Here is a 15,891-nt window from a genome sequence, read left to right on the forward strand (position 1 = left end):
TCCGAAACTGCCATGAGCGATGCCGTCAACGAGTTTGCGATTTTCGGATCGAGCCCGCTTGCGCGCCTGCTGGCGGGGCTTTTGAGACAGTCATATGGCAAATCCGTGGTCTTTGCTGGCGCGAGCCCGGCGCGCTATCGCCTGCCGCGCGAGATCGACCTGTCGGTCGGGATGATGACGCGGCCGCAAAGCTGGGAGCTCCTGGCCCGAACGCTTCCCGAAACGACGCGGCTGTTGTCTAGAATCGCCGGTCGCCATGCCGTGCAGCATGTCGATCCGGTGTTTTTCGCCGATGGCGTGGCGGCGCAGGAGGCGCTGGGGCATTTTCACCACATGGCGAGCGCCTTTGGCATGGCGACTGAAATCGTCGCGCCATCTCATCTCGGACGCGAGCGGAGCGGCGTGCGGCTACGCGATGCGGTGCGGCTGCAGCGGGCGGTGACGGAGCCGGCGCTCGATCGCTGGCTGGACGAAGTCGGCGTGACCCGGTTGTCGCCTGACCGGGTGGAGATCGGGCAGGATGGCAGCGCGCGACTATGGACGGGCGAGACAGAACAGTTTGCCGGGCACGCGATCCTTGCTGACGACGCCGCGATCATTGCCCATCCGCCGTTGCCGCAATGGCCACGGCTTCTGGCGCGACGCACCATGTCGACGATCCTGACGACGCCGACGGCGCCACTGGTCGGCAGAATCATGGCGCATGTGGATAGCGGGACAGTTCTGACCCAGCAGGATGAAGGCGGTATCGCCGCGATTGGTCCGGGCGATCTCGCCAGCGCGGCAGCGCGGCTCTCGGGGCTGCTGGCGGACAATCGCCAGCTTCAGAAGGCCGGACAGGTGAGCTATCCGACGCTTGTCACCGGAGACGGCGCGCCGGCGTTTGGCAAGGCGGCCGGCAGCGGTGCCGATGTCATCGTGGGACTGGGGCAGACCGGCGTGTTCATCGCCCCTGCCCTCGCCCGATGGCTCGTGGGAGAGGCCGCGCCGCACGAAGCGGACTGGTTCGGGCAGCGGCTGATCAATCGCACAATCGATCAGGGCGCAGTGGCGGAGTTTCATGCCTTTGTACCGAGGCCGGCGGCATGAGCGCGCGGACCCACCGACTGCCGGCGGATGCACCGAAGGGACTTGGCGGCGCCATCGACCGTTCGCGGCCGGTCAGCTTCCGCCTCAATGGGCGGACGGTCAGCGGATTTGAGGGGGACAGTGTGTTCAGCGCCCTCCTCGCTTCGGGCGTCGACATTCTTGGCAGCCATCTCGGTCAGCGGATCGGCCTCACGCGCGCGGCAGCACCTGCGATCGCGCGGGCTGACGCGATTGATCCGGTTGACGCCCTGCCGATGGAGCGCACACCGGTCACTGAGGGCGCTGACTATGTCACACAGGCACCGCGACAGCGATTGGCCTGGGACGTGGTGATGCTGCGCGGCCGCACGCTTGGGCTCGACCTCGACAATTCTCGGGCCCTCGAGAGGCCTTGGCTGGCGGCCGATGGCAGACCGGGCGCGGCAGATGACCTGGCAATCGTTGGGGGCGGTGTCGCCGGGCTCAGCGCAGCGCTGACGGCGGCGCGGGCGGGATTGTCGGTGGCGCTGTTCGAGGCTTCGGCCTATCTCGGCGGGCATTCAGGCCTCTTTGGGACGCAGGACAGTGAAGAGCGGCCCGAAGACGCGATGGCCCGGCTCAGCGCCGAGGTTACGGCCAATCCGGCAGTCACAGTGTTCCTCGATGCTGAGGTGGTTTCGGTTCGGGCCGGCTTGTTGCGGGCGCATCGCGTGAGCGTCGAGGATGGCGTGGCCCGGGGCGAGATGATCGACGTCCCGGCGGCGCGGATCATTCTTGCCACAGGCGCGGAAGAGCGGCTGCCGCTGTTCGCCGGCAATCGCCTGCCAGGTGTCATGGGAGCGCTTGAGAGCTATGAGCTTGCCAGCCGTTTCGGCATCTGGCCGGGGCGCTCGCTGGCTGTGGCGACCTCAGGCAATTGCGCCTATCGACTGGGCACACTGGCGCGGGACAATGAGATTGCGGTGACCGCGATCATCGACGCGCGGCCGGGGCCGAGCTCGCGCTTCATCGATTTCGCAAAAGCCTATGGCATTCGCCAGATGACCGGCCGCGTGCCGCAGGAAGTGCGCACCAATCGGAGCGCCAAACTGCTCGAGATCGACATTGGCGATGAAATGCCGATCACAGCCGAGCGCCTCATCGTCAGTGGCAGCTGGCAGCCTGATCTCAAACTCTGGCACATCGCCGGCGGGCCCAGCATCTGGAACGAAGCGCATCAGCGCATCGAAGCCGTTGGCGGGATCGAGGGCATCGCGCTGGCCGGTAGTGCAGCGGGCTATTTCACCCGCCAGGGCTGTATTCAGAGCGGCGCCGACGCCGTCGATCGCCTGCTGGGTCGCAAGCGACGACCATTTGCGGACCCGGTGATCGACCCGCTCTATGAGACGCCCGATTCTGCCCTCGCCGATCTCGGCGAACGGGAGACAAACGCGATTACCTATCTCGATGGCGGCGGCGCGCTGCTGACGCGGCCCAGCCTGCCACCGCGGCGCTGGTATGACCGGTTCCGCACCCGGAGCGAACCGGAACTGCCGGCACTTTCGGAGGCCTCGCAATCCCTGACGCTCGGCACGATCGCCGCCGGCGTGACGCTGGGGCTGGTGCCACGGGATTCAGCCGGTTTCGTCGCCCAGGAGCGGGTCACCATCATTCCCCTGACCGTCGAGGCGCCATCGGAAAAAGGACCGGCCGAAGCCGCCGTCACCGAAGGCACCATCCCCAAATATCTCGAGAACCGCTTCGGGGCGGACGCTGTGCTCACGATCATTGAGGCTGAGGACGGGCGGCGGCTGGGGCCCGGCGCGCTGATCTTCGGCGATCTCGACAACAGTGACCCCATGGCCGCGGTCGGCGTGGTGCTGCGCAGCACCACAACCAGCATTGAGGCGCTGATCAGCGCGTCAGCCGCCCAGGGATCGCTCTATGCGCGCGACCACGGGCAATCGGTTGCGGTGACGCCAGTGCGGTCGGTCAAGACAGGCTCCGCCTAGGTGACCGACTCATAACTTCGCAACCAGATACGGATTGAAGCGAGTTGGACTGATGCCAGGAAATTGTCGTCTCGCTTGTCGTATCGGGTTGCGATTGCCCTGAAGTGTTTGAGTTTGTTGAAGTAACGTTCGACAGCGTTGCGCTGGCGATAGACCCAGTGGCTGAATGGGAAGGTTTGCACGCGGTTGGGCATGGCGCGGATATTGGCCCATGCACCGCGCTCGGCCATGGTGCTGCGCAGGGCATCACTGTCGTAGGCTCGGTCTGCGAGCAGGATATTTCCAGCGGACAGGGTGGCAAACATGTCCGCTGCTGATCGCCCATCATGGGCCTGGCCTTCGGTCAGTTTGAGCTGGATCGGCCGCCCCTGGGCATCGACCAGCGCATGGATCTTGGTGGTCAGGCCGCCGCGCGAACGACCCATGCAACGGGATCGCTCGTCTTTTTTTGACCGTTGGCGGCGTGCTGGTGAACCCGGATCGAGGACGAGTCGATCATCTGCACGTCGCCATTGTAAGCGGCTGATACAGCGTCAAGAATGCGCGCCCAGTGGCCGGCCCTGCGCCACCGGTTGAAGCGGTTCACGCAGGTCGTGTGCGGGCCATACCGCGTCGGGATGTCGGCCCAGGGCGCGCCCGTGCGAAGCCGCCAGAAGATGCCGTTCAGAACACGCCGGTCATCGGCGCGCGGAACGCCGCGCACCTTCGTCGGAAGCAGCGGCTGGATCACAGACCACTCAAAATCCGTAAGATCAAAACGCGCCATCATCACCTCCTGTCCACCAAAGGGAAGGAATCACAACAGCAGCACTTTGGGAATCCCGTTAATGGGTATGTGACCTAGAGCTAGCGAGCGCGCTCGGCGGCGAGGCGGGCCTTTTTCAGCGTATCGGCATATTCATTGGAGAACCGCAGCTGGGCCATCTTGATCACAGCATCGAGGCGGCTGGCGGTGTTGGTGTCGTCGAGGTTCTGCCGATAATGATCCATGGTGCGCTGGATATGGATTTCCAGCGCCTGCCCCGACTGGCTCCAGGCCAGATCGAAGACCGCATTGATCGCCAGCGAATCGCGGCAATCGCGGACAGTGGCGAGCAGATAGACGCCACTGACAGCAGCCAGCAGCTTGTCGGTATCAAGCCGATCGGCTCCGTCGCGCCGGCGCATCGCCTGGTTGAGGTCGGTGACGACCTCCTTCAGCCGCGGCTCCAGACGATCGGAGACAAATTTGGTGATGGTGGACAGCGAAGCCGTCGCCTGGCTTCCGCGCGAGAACTCGATGTAGCCGGTCAGCGAGCGCACCAGATGGTGGAACCGCTCCAGCGCGCGGCAGACGAGGTCGACATCGGAGAACGGACCGCTCAACCGCAAAAGGCGCAACTGGTTCTGGGCGTGGGCGATATGGGCGTCGATCAACGGCGACAGCCCGACGCGCGAGATTGCGACTTCCGATGGCGCGCCGGCGAGCTTGATGGCTGCGGTGATCAGCAGTGTCGGATTGGCTACCTGGCCAAGCGCGGCCTGGAAAACGAGCGCGGCCAGCGCCGGATCCTGCAGGGGCATGGCGCTGATGGCGGACCCGAGTGCGGCATCAGCGGTGATGGTGTTGGTGGCGCGGCCAAAGGCCTGTGCCTTGGTGAGCAGCGCGCGGTTGCGCAACGCCAGCATGACGATCGGCAGGCGTTCGAGACCGTCTTCGCGACCGAGCTGGGCGGCAAGGCGCCGGCTCATTTCAATGTCGCTCTTGGCCTGGGCCAGCGCAGCCTTCATGCGCGCCAAAAGTTCGGGCATCAAAGGCTCGAGTTCGGCCGCGGTCAGCGCGCCCTGCTCGATCTGGTCGTGGGAAATGATGTCGGAGCAGAGATCGCGCGCCACCCAGACCCAGATGGCGAATGCGGTCGGCCTGCTCACTGCTCCGGGGAGAGCCACCAGCACTGGTTCATCAACCAGTATGGCGTCGATCAGCCCGCAGAAGGGAGCGTGCGCCGGGCCGGAACTAGCCGGCGCGGCGGAATCTGTGCGGTTCGCAAGCGGGGTCATATGCGCAATCGGTCTGGGATGAAATACGCGGCCAGCCTATAGCGTGCCGGTAAACAATCCTTAACTGCCGACGCCGGAGTTGGCGATCAGGCTGCGCCCTGAACCACATTCCAGTTGCCGGTCTGCTCGCGGCAGGCGGTACCCTTCTTCACATAGTCCTTGCCGCCGAGCTTGACGGTGTGGGTGAAGTCGCGACAGTCGAGGTTGTTGACGCGGACATAGGGGCCAACGGCCACAGAGCCGGTCGTGCCCTTGTCGCCCGCCCACTGGCGCGGTGCGCCCGGACGGCCGAACTGCAGCGCATAGAACTGGGCGCTGTTGGCTTCGGCAGAATCCTTGGCGCTCATCAGCGACAGCGCGCCGGCATCAACGAAACCATTGGCAATGCTGGTGGTCAGGCGGGCCTGCTGCACGGTCTGGGCAGAGCTTGGAACCATCGGCTGGGCAATCACAGGCTGGACCACGACGGGGGCCTGGGCCACCTGCGCAGGGCCAGTGCTGGAGCAGCCGGCCAGAACCAGGGCCAGAACGGGAGCAGCAAACAGGGCGAAACGATTCATTATTTTGACCTTTCCAGCATACGGTCGGTTCTTGTTGGCCCAATACGGCAAAAATGCGTCATGGGTTAGCGGTACGCACGGGGCTTCCCAGGCGGGCCGCAGGCAGGCGGAGCTCGACCAGCAACCCACCCAGCGCAGAGCGCTTGAGTTCCAGGCTACCGCCGTACACATCGACCAGTTCCTTGACGATATCCAGTCCAAGTCCTGTTCCGGGTGTTTTCTCGTCCAGCCTGACACCGCGACGCAACACTTTCTGGGCGTCTTCCTGGGTGAGGCCCGGCCCGTTGTCGTCGATCCGGACCAATAACATGTTGCCTTTGGGGCTGCGCTCACTCGAAAGGCGTACTCCCACCTGGCCCTTGGACCATTTGCAGGCATTATCGAGCAGATTTCCCGCCATTTCCTCGAGATCGGCCTCATCGCCGCGGAACCAGGCGAGCGAGGCATCCGGGCGCTGGAAGGCGATGGTGACATCAGGATGGATTTTGCGCATGACGCGGGTCAGCCGGAGCATGACCATGGTCGCATCGGCCTTCTTGCCGACCACCGAGGTGCGCGCCGCCAGCCGGGCCCGCTCGAGATAGGTCGAGACCATGGTGCTCATCTTCTCGGTCTCGGCGTGCACCACATCGGCCAGTGCGCCCTTGCTGGCAGCGGACTCATTGCGCAGCACCGCAATGGGCGTCTTCAGCCCGTGGGCGAGATTGCCGACCTGGCTGCGCGCCCGCTCGATGATCTCGGTGTTGGAGCGGAGCAGTTCGTTGACCTCTTCGGCCAGTGGGGCGAGCTCGGTGGGATAAGTGCCGGTGATATTGGGGCTCTCGCCTTCGCGCACGCTTTCGATCGCGCCGCGCAATTGACCAATGGGCCGCAGCGCAATGCGCGCGATGATGGCGCTCATGATGGCGAGCATGGCGCCCACCGCGCCGAGCACGATGAACGCCTGGCCGCGAAACTCACCGACGAGCCCAAGAATTTCGGTCAGATTGCCGGCGACGACGATGTGATAGTCCTGACCATCCAGCCGCACCACGCGATCGACAATGCGCAATTGCGTGCCGAAAGCGTCGCTGACCACGCCAGTGCGTCGTCCCTGGGCATCGGGATTGGCATCGAGCCGGGGCAGATCGATGCCGACGACGGAGGTGGAAAGATTGATCAGTGCGCCCTGCCCGTCCCGGATGATCCAGTACCAGCCGGAGCGCGGCCGGTCGAAGCGTGGATCGGGCAAGGCGATGTCTGGCGCGCGGGGATCTCCCTCATCAAGGAGAACGCCGGTCAGGCCCTCGACGTGAAAATCCAGCGTCTCGGACAGGGTGGTATCGAGCGCGCGCGAATAGAGATCGGTGAGCAGGAACCCGGTGGCCACCAGCGCGATCACCAGCCAGCCGGCGGTGATCGAAAAGAGCGAGACGGCGATCGACCCCTTGCGCAGCCAGTCGACCGGCTTTGTCGGCTCCACCGGCTCTGTTGCGGCCTTGTTTTCCAATGCCGGGACGCTCAGTCTTCAGCGATCTGGTAGCCCAGCCCGCGCACGGTCTGGATGCAGTCGTCCGGCAGCTTCTTGCGCAGGCGACCGACGAACACTTCGATCGTGTTGCTGTCGCGGTCAAAATCCTGGTCGTAGAGGTGCTCGGTCAGTTCCGTGCGGGAAATGACCTTGCCCTTGTGGTGCATGAGATAGCTCAGCAGCCGCAGTTCGTGGCTGGTCAGCTTGATCGACTGACCATCGACCGTGACCTTGCCGGACCGCGCATCGAGCCGTACCGGACCGGCGACGATCTCATTGCTGGCATGGCCTGCGGCGCGACGCACAAGGGCGCGCACGCGAGCCAGCACTTCTTCCATGTGAAAGGGTTTTGCGACGTAGTCATCGGCGCCGGCGTCGATCCCCTGCACCTTGTCGCTCCAGCGATCGCGCGCGGTCAGCAGCAGCACGGGCATAGTCTTGCCGGCGCGGCGCCATTCTTCAAGAACGGACAGGCCGTCCATGCGCGGCAGGCCGATATCGAGAATGACGGCATCATAAGGCTCGGTGTCGCCGAGAAAGTGCCCCTCTTCGCCATCCATGGCCACGTCGACGGCATAACCCGCTTCTGTCAGGGCGTCCTTGAGCTGACGGTTGAGATTGACGTCATCTTCTACGACCAGAACCCGCATCGAATACCCCTACTGAGACGCTATTGTGCACTCAGAACGAGGTTTTGCGCCTGTCCATCGGCAGAGAGCACACCGATCACATATACCAACCTGCCCCCCTCGTCACAAACCTGAACGTTGAGAATTTCGGCGCTGGGATCCACCCCGGCCGAGACGAGCACGGTGTCGAGCGACATGATCTGCCCGGTCGCCACAGCTTCCTGGATCTGCCGCTTATCGAGGCAGGTCTGAGCCTGCGCGCCACCGGTGCCGGACACAGCCAAAGCGAGCGACAAGGCCAGCGCGGCAGCAGCAGATGGTTTGGGAGCATGTGTTCTCATGAGGCCGACACTAGCGAGCCGATACTGAATGGGACATGAATATGGCAAGCAAAGCGATAAAAGATCAGGCGGCTAATTCGACACTATAAGCGCAGATTGACTATCCCTGTCCAGCAGTCTAGCGTGAACGTTCACGGATGGAGGGACCGGGATGGCGAGCGTTGAACTTGCAGGTGTCGTAAAGTCATTTGGCAACTTTCCCGTAATCCACGGCCTGGACCTCGCAATCGAAGACGGATCTTTTACCGTCTTTGTCGGCCCGTCGGGCTGCGGAAAGTCCACCCTGTTGCGCATGGTGGCGGGCCTCGAAGATGTGAGCGACGGCGAGGTCAGGATCGGTGGAGCCGATGTCACCGACGCCGACCCCGTGGCGCGCGGCATCGCCATGGTCTTCCAGAACTATGCGCTCTACCCTCACATGAGCGTTCGCCAGAATATCGGCTTTCCATTGCGGATGCAGGGGGTCGATCGCAAGACCGTAGCGCAGCGGGTCACAGAGGCCGCCGAAGTCCTGCAGCTTCAAGACCTGCTCGAGCGCAAGCCGGCTCAGCTGTCCGGTGGGCAGCGGCAGCGCGTGGCCATCGGCCGGGCGATCGTGCGCAACCCCGACGTTTTCCTGTTCGACGAACCCCTGTCCAATCTCGATGCCGAGCTGCGGGTGTCCATGCGGGTGGAAATCGCCAAGCTGCACAAGGCGCTTGGCACGACAATGATCTATGTCACCCACGACCAGACCGAGGCGATGACGCTGGCAGACAAGATCGTCGTGCTGCGCGCCGGCCGCATCGAGCAGGTCGGGTCACCAGCCGAACTCTAGGTCACATACCCATTAACGGGATTCCCAAAGTGCTGCTGTTGTGATTCCTTCCCTTTGGTGGACAGGAGGTGATGATGGCGCGTTTTGATCTTACGGATTTTGAGTGGTCTGTGATCCAGCCGCTGCTTCCGACGAAGGTGCGCGGCGTTCCGCGCGCCGATGACCGGCGTGTTCTGAACGGCATCTTCTGGCGGCTTCGCACGGGCGCGCCCTGGGCCGACATCCCGACGCGGTATGGCCCGCACACGACCTGCGTGAACCGCTTCAACCGGTGGCGCAGGGCCGGCCACTGGGCGCGCATTCTTGACGCTGTATCAGCCGCTTACAATGGCGACGTGCAGATGATCGACTCGTCCTCGATCCGGGTTCACCAGCACGCCGCCAACGGTCAAAAAAAGACGAGCGATCCCGTTGCATGGGTCGTTCGCGCGGCGGCCTGACCACCAAGATCCATGCGCTGGTCGATGCCCAGGGGCGGCCGATCCAGCTCAAACTGACCGAAGGCCAGGCCCATGATGGGCGATCAGCAGCGGACATGTTTGCCACCCTGTCCGCTGGAAATATCCTGCTCGCAGACCGAGCCTACGACAGTGATGCCCTGCGCAGCACCATGGCCGAGCGCGGTGCATGGGCCAATATCCGCGCCATGCCCAACCGCGTGCAAACCTTCCCATTCAGCCACTGGGTCTATCGCCAGCGCAACGCTGTCGAACGTTACTTCAACAAACTCAAACACTTCAGGGCAATCGCAACCCGATACGACAAGCGAGACGACAATTTCCTGGCATCAGTCCAACTCGCTTCAATCCGTATCTGGTTGCGAAGTTATGAGTCGGTCACCTACACCAACCCCGCCACGCTGTTTGTTGCCGGCTTTATCGGCTCTCCGCGAATGAATTTCCTCAAAGCCCGGTACGCGGATGGAAGGATCGAACTGGCCAATGGGGTATCCTGGCCAGTTCCTCCCCTTGCCGAACAGCCGCTAGACATCCTGGTTGGGTTGCGTCCGGAGCATTTCGTGCCCGGACCTGAGGGCGTCACACTACCCTTGGCCGTTGATATCGTTGAATATCTCGGCGGCACGCGCTATGTCTACGCCACGCTGGGAGAGGGTCAGGTCATTATTGAAGACCGCGGTGCGGAAGATATGGCATCGGGCCAGATCCATGACTTCGCAGTGGACATATCCAAAGCTCTGTACTTCACACCAGCAGGCGAACGCCTGCGCCCGATTGCATAATCCGTGATTATTTTCTCGCCAAAGCCTTTTGTCCGATGACACGCAAAGTGACGATCAATGACGTTGCCGCTGTTGCCGGCGTCTCGCGTGGCGCGGTCACCCGTGCGCTCAACGACAAGGGCGACATCAGCCAGGAAACGAAGACGCGCGTGCTCGAAGTGGCTGCGCGCCTCGGCTATCGGCCGAGCCGTTTTGCGCGCAATTTTGCCGCCCGGACCAAGTCCGTGGCCATTGGCTATGTGGTGGCCTCGTTTCGAAACCCCTACTACACCGACCTCGCGGCAGACATTTTGCAGGAAGCCAAGCGGCGCGGCTGGCATGTCGTGATCACCGCGACTGAAGGCGTGGACGAGGAAGAGGCCCTCGAATTACTGCGGGATCAGGTCGACGTCATCGTCGGGCACATCACTGTCCCGCAGGATCGGATCAAGGTTATCGCGCGCGGATTGCCTGTAGTTCTGCTCGAAAGAACCAGCAGGATCGCCGGCATTCATTCCATCAACCTCGACTGGCGCGCCGGCGTCAAGGTCGCGATCGAGGCGCTGTATGCGCGGGGCGCCCAGCATATCGGCATGATCGATTCCGGCTACAGTCTCAAGACGAGCACCAGTTACCTGCCCTCAGAGCGCCGGCAGTATTTCGAAGAAGTCGTCAGGCCGCAATCGCGCGGTGCCGTGGTCTGGGGTGTGGAAACTTTCGCCGGTGGCGGGGAAGCCCTCAAGACCCTCCTTACGACGCATCCCCAGACAGACGCAGTGTTGGCGTTCAACGACGTCATGGCAATCGGCGCGATACAGGGTGCGCTCGCCATGGGCGCGGCTGTCCCGGGCCGGGTGCGCATCCTGGGCGTGGATGGCCTCTTACTGGGCGAGGCGATTTCACCCAAACTCAGCAGCCTCGCCATTGACCGCGAAGCAATTGCCCGCGGCGCTCTCGACATCGTCGATGAGCTAGCCGCCTACCATTTTCGCGAGGTTCCTTCGATCCATCGCAGTACAGAAGCGAAGCTGCTGTGGCGCGAGTCCGCGTGAACTTGACAGGGTCAATTTAGCCCAATATCGTGAACATTCACGGAAGACAAAAAGCCTAGGTATGCCGCGCGAATATTGAGCGGAAATTTCACCAAAATAAGACCGTGAATGTTCACGGACTACCTTGGGGGGGTGATGGTGGACGTGCCATTCGACAAGAGATTGTTGAACGCGGAATGGCAGTTCGCCTATGGCGACCTGCGGGACGTCACCGACCCGGATGATCCCCGCTGGTACGATGTCGGCCTGCCCCACTCCTTCGGCATCCCCTATTTCATGGACACCCAGTTCTACGTCGGGAAAGGCACGTATTCGCGCCAGATCGATGTCGCGCCCAGCGAGATCGGGATGTTTCATGCCCTCGAGTTCATGGGGGTGTTTCAGGATGCTCTTGTGCTCGTCAATGGCATTGAGGCGGGGCGCCATCTTGGCGGATAGACGCCGTTTCTGATCGATGTTTCTGCCTTGTTGCGCGCCGGTCAGAACCGCATCACCGTCATTGTCAGCAACGAGTGGAACCCGCGTCTGGCGCCGCGGGCCGGCGAGCACAGTTTCAATGGCGGCATCTATCGCGATGTGAGCTGGATCGCTGGCGCAAAGACGCGGTTCGCCTGGTACGGCACCTTCGTCCGCTCGTCACCGAACGGGGATGGATCAGCTTCCGTTTTCATCGAAACGGAGCTGGTCAATCATTCAGACACTGCCTTTGAAGGCACACTGAAAAGCACTGTTCTGCGCCAGGTCGAGGAGGCTGCCGGCAACTCGATTGCGATCCAGATCCCGCCTGGGGAGTCCGTGACGGTCAGCCAGAACATGACCATTCGAGACGCAGCCCTTTGGGACGTCGACCATCCCTATCTCTATTGCCTCGACCAGCTTCTGGAACAGGAGGGGATCGTTGATCGTGCAGAGACGTCGTTCGGCATCCGAACCATAAGGTTCGATGCCAAGGAGGGCTTTTTCCTCAATGGCCGGCACCTGCCAATTCACGGCGCCAATGTCCATCAGGACCGCGCCGGCTGGTCGGATGCCTCGACCCATGCCGGGATCCGCAGGGATATCTCCATGATCCGTGAGGCCGGGATGAACTTCATCCGCGGCTCACACTATCCCCATCACCCGGTCTTTGCCGAAGAGTGTGACAGGCAGGGGATGCTGTTCTGGTCGGAACTGGCGTTCTGGGGCACGGGTGGTGAGACAACTGAGGGTTTCTGGACGGCCAGCGCCTACCCGATCCACGCGGAGGATCAACCAGAATTCGAGCAGAGCTGCCGCCAGCAGCTCTCCGAGATGATCCGCACGCATCGCAATCATCCGTCCATCGTCACCTGGAGCATGGGCAATGAGGTATTCTTTGCAGACGAGAGCGTCCTTCCCCAGGCCAAGGCGCTGACCCAGGCGCTGATCGATCTGTCGCATGAGCTGGATCCGACCCGGCCGGCATCTGTGGGCGGAGCCCAGCGCCGCGATTTCGACAAGCTCGGCGACCTCGTGGGCTATAATGGCGATGGCGCTACCCTCTTCCACGACCCCGGCCGCCCCAATCTCGTCTCCGAATATGGCGTCAGCTATCAGGACAGACCTGGCAAGTTCGCCCCCCCACTACACCGACAATGTCGAGCAACCCTATCCCTGGCGCGCGGGCATCATCCTCTGGTGCGGCTTTCACCATGGCAGCATCATGCCGGAGATGGGCCGCATGGGGTTCATCGACTATTTCCGCGTCCCATTGCGGTCCTGGTATTGGTATCGCGAACATCTGGCAGGCGTGCCGGCCCCGATCTGGCCAAAGCCCGGAACGGCGACGGCTCTCCGGCTCACCGCTGATCGCACCACGCTGCAGACTGACGGCACCGACGACGCTCATCTCCTCGTCGAGCTCATTGATGATGCGGGCCTCCGCGTCGCCGTGGAACAGCCGGTACGCCTCGAAGTCGTTGAAGGGGGCGGAATATTCCCCACCGGCACCGCAATCGAGCTCTCGCCCGGGAACAAGGGATTTATCGATGGCATAGGCGCCATCGAAATGCGCTCATATCATTCCGGGCCCATCGTCATCCGTGCCACCAGCGAGGGTGTTGCCCCGGCAGAGTTGAGGCTGGAAGCGGTCGGGGGAACACCCTGGTCCGGCCAGCACCGGCGTTTCCAGCCGGGTCCGCCGAGCGTCAAAGGGCTGGCCCATGCCAGCGGCACCCGGATTTTGTCGGAGAAGCGCCCGGTCTTTGCCAGCAGTTTTGATCCGACGAGGCCCGCCCATCTCGTCGCCGATTATGCCACCGATCTCGGCTGGAAACCGGCCACCGCGGAACCTGGCGCCTGGGTGCGGCTCGACCTCGAAGGGAAATGGGCCGTCAGCACCATTGAAGTGGCGTTCGGGGAGCACACCAACGTGCCCTTCCGGGTCGAAACCGAGTCGGAAATGAACGGCAAATCCGGTCTCGCCGCGGCCGGCAACACCGCGATCGAAACCATAAAGTTTCTCGTCCTTGGCAAGAGATTGCGCGCGGTCATCGTGCACTTCCCCGAAGCTCCCGCAGAAATCACGAGGATCGTGGTCCATGGCAGCTAGTCACGACATCGGCAAAAACAGGCGCAAGGGCTGGCGATATGCTGCAAAGCGCAGCTGGCAGCGCCATTGGCAGCTTTACCTGCTGATCATCGTGCCGCTCGCCTACTTTGCCATCTTCCGATATCTGCCGATGATCAATGCGATCATCGCGTTCAAGGACTACAATGTGGTGGCGGGGGTCTGGGGGAGCCCCTGGGCCGGGCTGAAGCACTTCTACAGCTTCTTCAACAATCCGGTGTTCTGGCAGTTGCTGCGCAACACCTTCACCCTCTCCGCCTATTATATTCTGGCCAGCTTCCCGATCCCGATCATCCTGGCGCTGGCGCTCAACGAGGTGCGCCTGAGAGCCTTCCGGCAGACGGTCCAGCTCGTCACCTACGCGCCCTACTTCATTTCGACCGTCGTCATCGTGTCGATGACCATACTCATCCTCTCGCCACGGATTGGTCTCGTGGGCGATGTCTTCGGCCTCTTCGGCATTCCGGCGGTAGATTTCCTGGCGCGTGCCGATTACTTCAAGCATGTCTATGTCTGGTCAGACATCTGGCAGACCGCGGGATATTCAGCGGTCATCTATATCGCGGCCCTCTCCAGCATCGACCCCTCGCTCTATGAGGCGGCCAAGGTCGATGGCGCCAGCCGCATTCAGAAAATCATTCACGTCGACATTCCCGGCATCATGCCGACGGCGATCATCATCCTGATCCTGGGGGTCGGGAACATCATGCAGGTGGGCTTCGAGAAGGCCTTCCTGCTGCAGAACCCGCTCAACCTGAGCCAGTCCGAGATCATCTCCACCTATGTCTACAAGACCGGTCTGCTGAACGCCAATTTCAGCCTGGCAACCGCGATCAACCTCTTCAATGCGGTGATCAATCTCGTGCTGCTGGTCACGGTAAACGCCGTTGCCAAGCGGGTAACCGGAAGGAGCCTCTGGTGACCGATCTGACCGCAGAATCAAATCAAACGGCGCGCGCGCGGCTGCGGAAACGTTCACTGAACGTGGTGCTGGTCGACCGTCTTTTCGTCGCCGCCGTCTATATCCTGCTGCTAACCTTCCTCGCCATTGTGCTGTTGCCGCTGATCTATATCGTCGCGAGTTCGTTCAGCAGTCCCGCAGCCGTCTCTGCCGGCCGGGTCAGCTTCTGGCCGGTGGACTTCACCCTGCGCGGCTATGAGGTCGCCCTGCGCGATCCCAAGATCGTCAGCGGCTTCATCAACTCGCTGTTCTATACGACGGCCGGCACGGCCCTGAGCGTGGTGCTGACCATCGCCGTGGCCTTCCCCCTGTCGCGGGTGGATTTTTTCGGCGGACGGCTGATCACCAAGCTGATCGTTTTCACCATGCTGTTCTCGGGAGGGCTGATCCCGACCTATATGGTCGTTCGGTCCATGGGCATGCTGAACACGCCGTGGGCGATGATCGTGCCCAATGCGATCGGCGTCTGGCAGGTCATTTTGGCCATGTCCTATTTCCGCGATGCGATCCCCAAGGAGCTGTACGAGGCGGCGCGGGTCGACGGCGCCGGCGACCTGCGCTTCCTGCTGCTCATCGCCATCCCGCTGGCCAAGCCCATGATCGCGGTGATCGCGCTGATGTACGCCATCTGGCAGTGGAACTCCTATTTTGATGCGCTGATCTACCTGCGCACCGACGCGCTCCATCCCCTGCAACTGGTCCTGCGGAACATCCTGATCCTCAACACCCAATCGAACCTTGGCGATGCGAAAACCCTGTCCGCGTCCCATCCCCGGTCCCGATCGCCTGGTCAATCGGCGTCGGCGCCTTCCCGCCCGAGGAATAGTCGATCCCATCGCGCCACAAAAACCCATGCAACCGCCCGCGGCGCTCCTCGAAAAAGGCCAGCACCGCCTGCATATCGGCCCGGGATTTCACCCCATAGCCCGCATTGTAGCGCCGCCGCGACTGCGCCCAGCGCCCATTGCGCTGCTCGCCTCCACCCGCCAGCGTCACCACATCCGTCCGCCGCTCCGGCCCACCCCGCGCCCCCAGCGCGATATCAAGCGGAAACCGCACATGATGAAATGCCATTTTGGAATCTCTCGTTTTGGCACTACAGCGCGCTGAGCTTCA

Annotated in this window: 15 protein-coding genes and 3 pseudogenes; 10 read left to right on the forward strand and 8 right to left on the reverse strand. The window is 62.6% G+C overall.

Features of this window, described 5'->3' with window-relative positions; all coding sequences use genetic code 11:
• Positions 1-12 precede the first annotated feature (12 nt).
• Positions 13-1,089 (forward strand): hypothetical protein, encoded by a 1,077-nt coding sequence (locus NYQ88_RS15815; protein ID WP_275652072.1) that lies wholly within the window; start codon positions 13-15, stop codon positions 1,087-1,089.
• Positions 1,086-3,059: an FAD-dependent oxidoreductase gene (locus NYQ88_RS15820; protein ID WP_275652073.1), complete on the forward strand. Its 1,974-nt coding sequence runs from the start codon at positions 1,086-1,088 to the stop codon at positions 3,057-3,059. Before NYQ88_RS15815 ends, NYQ88_RS15820 begins: the two co-directional genes overlap by 4 nt.
• Here NYQ88_RS15820 and NYQ88_RS15825 read toward each other — a convergent pair.
• From NYQ88_RS15825 to NYQ88_RS15850, 6 genes are all read right to left on the reverse strand, one after another.
• Positions 3,056-3,825, reverse strand: a protein-coding gene (locus NYQ88_RS15825; RefSeq protein WP_275654860.1) for an IS5 family transposase whose coding sequence is annotated in 2 segments (ribosomal slippage) — positions 3,056-3,511 and positions 3,514-3,825 — 768 coding nt in all. Because the reading frame shifts where the segments join, the coding sequence is not laid out codon by codon here. The two genes, NYQ88_RS15820 and NYQ88_RS15825, sit on opposite strands and share 4 nt — an antisense overlap.
• Positions 3,826-3,905: 80 nt before the next feature.
• On the reverse strand, positions 3,906-5,099 hold the full coding sequence (locus NYQ88_RS15830) for a hypothetical protein (RefSeq protein WP_275652074.1): 1,194 nt from the start codon (positions 5,097-5,099) through the stop codon (positions 3,906-3,908).
• Positions 5,100-5,185: 86 nt separating this feature from the next.
• Complete coding sequence (locus tag NYQ88_RS15835) at positions 5,186-5,659, reverse strand: hypothetical protein (RefSeq protein WP_275652075.1); 474 nt, start codon at positions 5,657-5,659, stop codon at positions 5,186-5,188.
• A gap of 58 nt (positions 5,660-5,717) precedes the next feature.
• Entirely contained in the window at positions 5,718-7,148 is a 1,431-nt protein-coding gene (locus NYQ88_RS15840; RefSeq protein ID WP_275652076.1) for a HAMP domain-containing sensor histidine kinase, read from the reverse strand.
• 11 nt (positions 7,149-7,159) lie between these two features.
• Positions 7,160-7,819 carry a response regulator transcription factor gene (locus tag NYQ88_RS15845; protein WP_275652077.1) on the reverse strand — a complete coding sequence of 220 codons (660 nt, stop codon included), beginning with the start codon at positions 7,817-7,819 and terminating at the stop codon, positions 7,160-7,162.
• A 20-nt stretch (positions 7,820-7,839) separates the two neighbouring features.
• Positions 7,840-8,139: a hypothetical protein gene (locus tag NYQ88_RS15850; RefSeq protein ID WP_275652078.1), complete on the reverse strand. Its 300-nt coding sequence runs from the start codon at positions 8,137-8,139 to the stop codon at positions 7,840-7,842.
• Positions 8,140-8,290: 151 nt separating this feature from the next.
• On the opposite strand from NYQ88_RS15850, the pseudogene NYQ88_RS15855 reads away from it, so the two are divergent.
• The 8 genes and pseudogenes from NYQ88_RS15855 to NYQ88_RS15890 form a co-directional block, all read left to right on the forward strand.
• Positions 8,291-8,950, forward strand: a pseudogene (locus NYQ88_RS15855) (ATP-binding cassette domain-containing protein); the annotation flags it as partial.
• An 80-nt stretch (positions 8,951-9,030) separates the two neighbouring features.
• Positions 9,031-9,719, forward strand: a pseudogene (locus tag NYQ88_RS15860) (IS5 family transposase); the annotation flags it as partial.
• Positions 9,720-9,848: 129 nt separating this feature from the next.
• On the forward strand, positions 9,849-10,196 hold the full coding sequence (locus NYQ88_RS15865; protein ID WP_275654937.1) for a TOBE domain-containing protein: 348 nt from the start codon (positions 9,849-9,851) through the stop codon (positions 10,194-10,196).
• Positions 10,197-10,243: 47 nt separating this feature from the next.
• The gene (locus NYQ88_RS15870; protein ID WP_275652079.1) at positions 10,244-11,227 is read left to right on the forward strand and encodes a LacI family DNA-binding transcriptional regulator; all 984 of its coding nucleotides are present in this window, start codon (positions 10,244-10,246) and stop codon (positions 11,225-11,227) included.
• Positions 11,228-11,335: 108 nt separating this feature from the next.
• Positions 11,336-11,665 carry a hypothetical protein gene (locus NYQ88_RS15875; protein ID WP_275652080.1) on the forward strand — a complete coding sequence of 110 codons (330 nt, stop codon included), beginning with the start codon at positions 11,336-11,338 and terminating at the stop codon, positions 11,663-11,665.
• A gap of 27 nt (positions 11,666-11,692) precedes the next feature.
• A complete protein-coding gene (locus NYQ88_RS15880; RefSeq protein WP_275652081.1) occupies positions 11,693-13,054 on the forward strand; it encodes a glycoside hydrolase family 2 TIM barrel-domain containing protein in 1,362 nt (453 codons plus the stop codon).
• Positions 12,936-13,796, forward strand: a complete 861-nt coding sequence (locus NYQ88_RS15885; RefSeq protein WP_275654938.1) for a hypothetical protein — start codon at positions 12,936-12,938, stop codon at positions 13,794-13,796. The genes NYQ88_RS15880 and NYQ88_RS15885 overlap by 119 nt, the downstream gene beginning before the upstream one ends.
• Complete coding sequence (locus tag NYQ88_RS15890; RefSeq protein ID WP_275652082.1) at positions 13,786-14,736, forward strand: ABC transporter permease subunit; 951 nt, start codon at positions 13,786-13,788, stop codon at positions 14,734-14,736. Before NYQ88_RS15885 ends, NYQ88_RS15890 begins: the two co-directional genes overlap by 11 nt.
• A 110-nt stretch (positions 14,737-14,846) precedes the next feature.
• Here the strand turns inward: NYQ88_RS15890 and NYQ88_RS15895 are convergent, their stop codons facing one another.
• Positions 14,847-15,545 carry a hypothetical protein gene (locus NYQ88_RS15895; RefSeq protein ID WP_275652083.1) on the reverse strand — a complete coding sequence of 233 codons (699 nt, stop codon included), beginning with the start codon at positions 15,543-15,545 and terminating at the stop codon, positions 14,847-14,849.
• Positions 15,526-15,849: pseudogene (locus tag NYQ88_RS15900) on the reverse strand (TIGR02217 family protein); the annotation flags it as partial. The gene NYQ88_RS15895 and the pseudogene NYQ88_RS15900, both read right to left, overlap by 20 nt.
• Positions 15,850-15,891: the final 42 nt, after the last annotated feature.

It is taken from the genome of Devosia sp. SD17-2 (assembly GCF_029201565.1).
GTDB lineage: Bacteria > Pseudomonadota > Alphaproteobacteria > Rhizobiales > Devosiaceae > Devosia.

Bases quoted from the DNA above. Each gene is read 5' to 3' on its own strand.
- NYQ88_RS15850 (WP_275652078.1), bottom strand. From the start codon at position 8,139: ATGAGAACACATGCTCCCAAACCATCTGCTGCTGCCGCGCTGGCCTTG.
- NYQ88_RS15865 (WP_275654937.1), top strand. From the start codon at position 9,849: ATGAATTTCCTCAAAGCCCGGTACGCGGATGGAAGGATCGAACTGGCC.
- NYQ88_RS15890 (WP_275652082.1), top strand. From the start codon at position 13,786: ATGGCAGCTAGTCACGACATCGGCAAAAACAGGCGCAAGGGCTGGCGA.
- NYQ88_RS15815 (WP_275652072.1), top strand. From the start codon at position 13: ATGAGCGATGCCGTCAACGAGTTTGCGATTTTCGGATCGAGCCCGCTT.
- NYQ88_RS15835 (WP_275652075.1), bottom strand. From the start codon at position 5,659: ATGAATCGTTTCGCCCTGTTTGCTGCTCCCGTTCTGGCCCTGGTTCTG.
- NYQ88_RS15875 (WP_275652080.1), top strand. From the start codon at position 11,336: ATGTTCACGGACTACCTTGGGGGGGTGATGGTGGACGTGCCATTCGAC.
- NYQ88_RS15895 (WP_275652083.1), bottom strand. From the start codon at position 15,545: ATGGGACGCGGACAGGGTTTTCGCATCGCCAAGGTTCGATTGGGTGTT.
- NYQ88_RS15820 (WP_275652073.1), top strand. From the start codon at position 1,086: ATGAGCGCGCGGACCCACCGACTGCCGGCGGATGCACCGAAGGGACTT.
- NYQ88_RS15845 (WP_275652077.1), bottom strand. From the start codon at position 7,819: ATGCGGGTTCTGGTCGTAGAAGATGACGTCAATCTCAACCGTCAGCTC.
- NYQ88_RS15830 (WP_275652074.1), bottom strand. From the start codon at position 5,099: ATGACCCCGCTTGCGAACCGCACAGATTCCGCCGCGCCGGCTAGTTCC.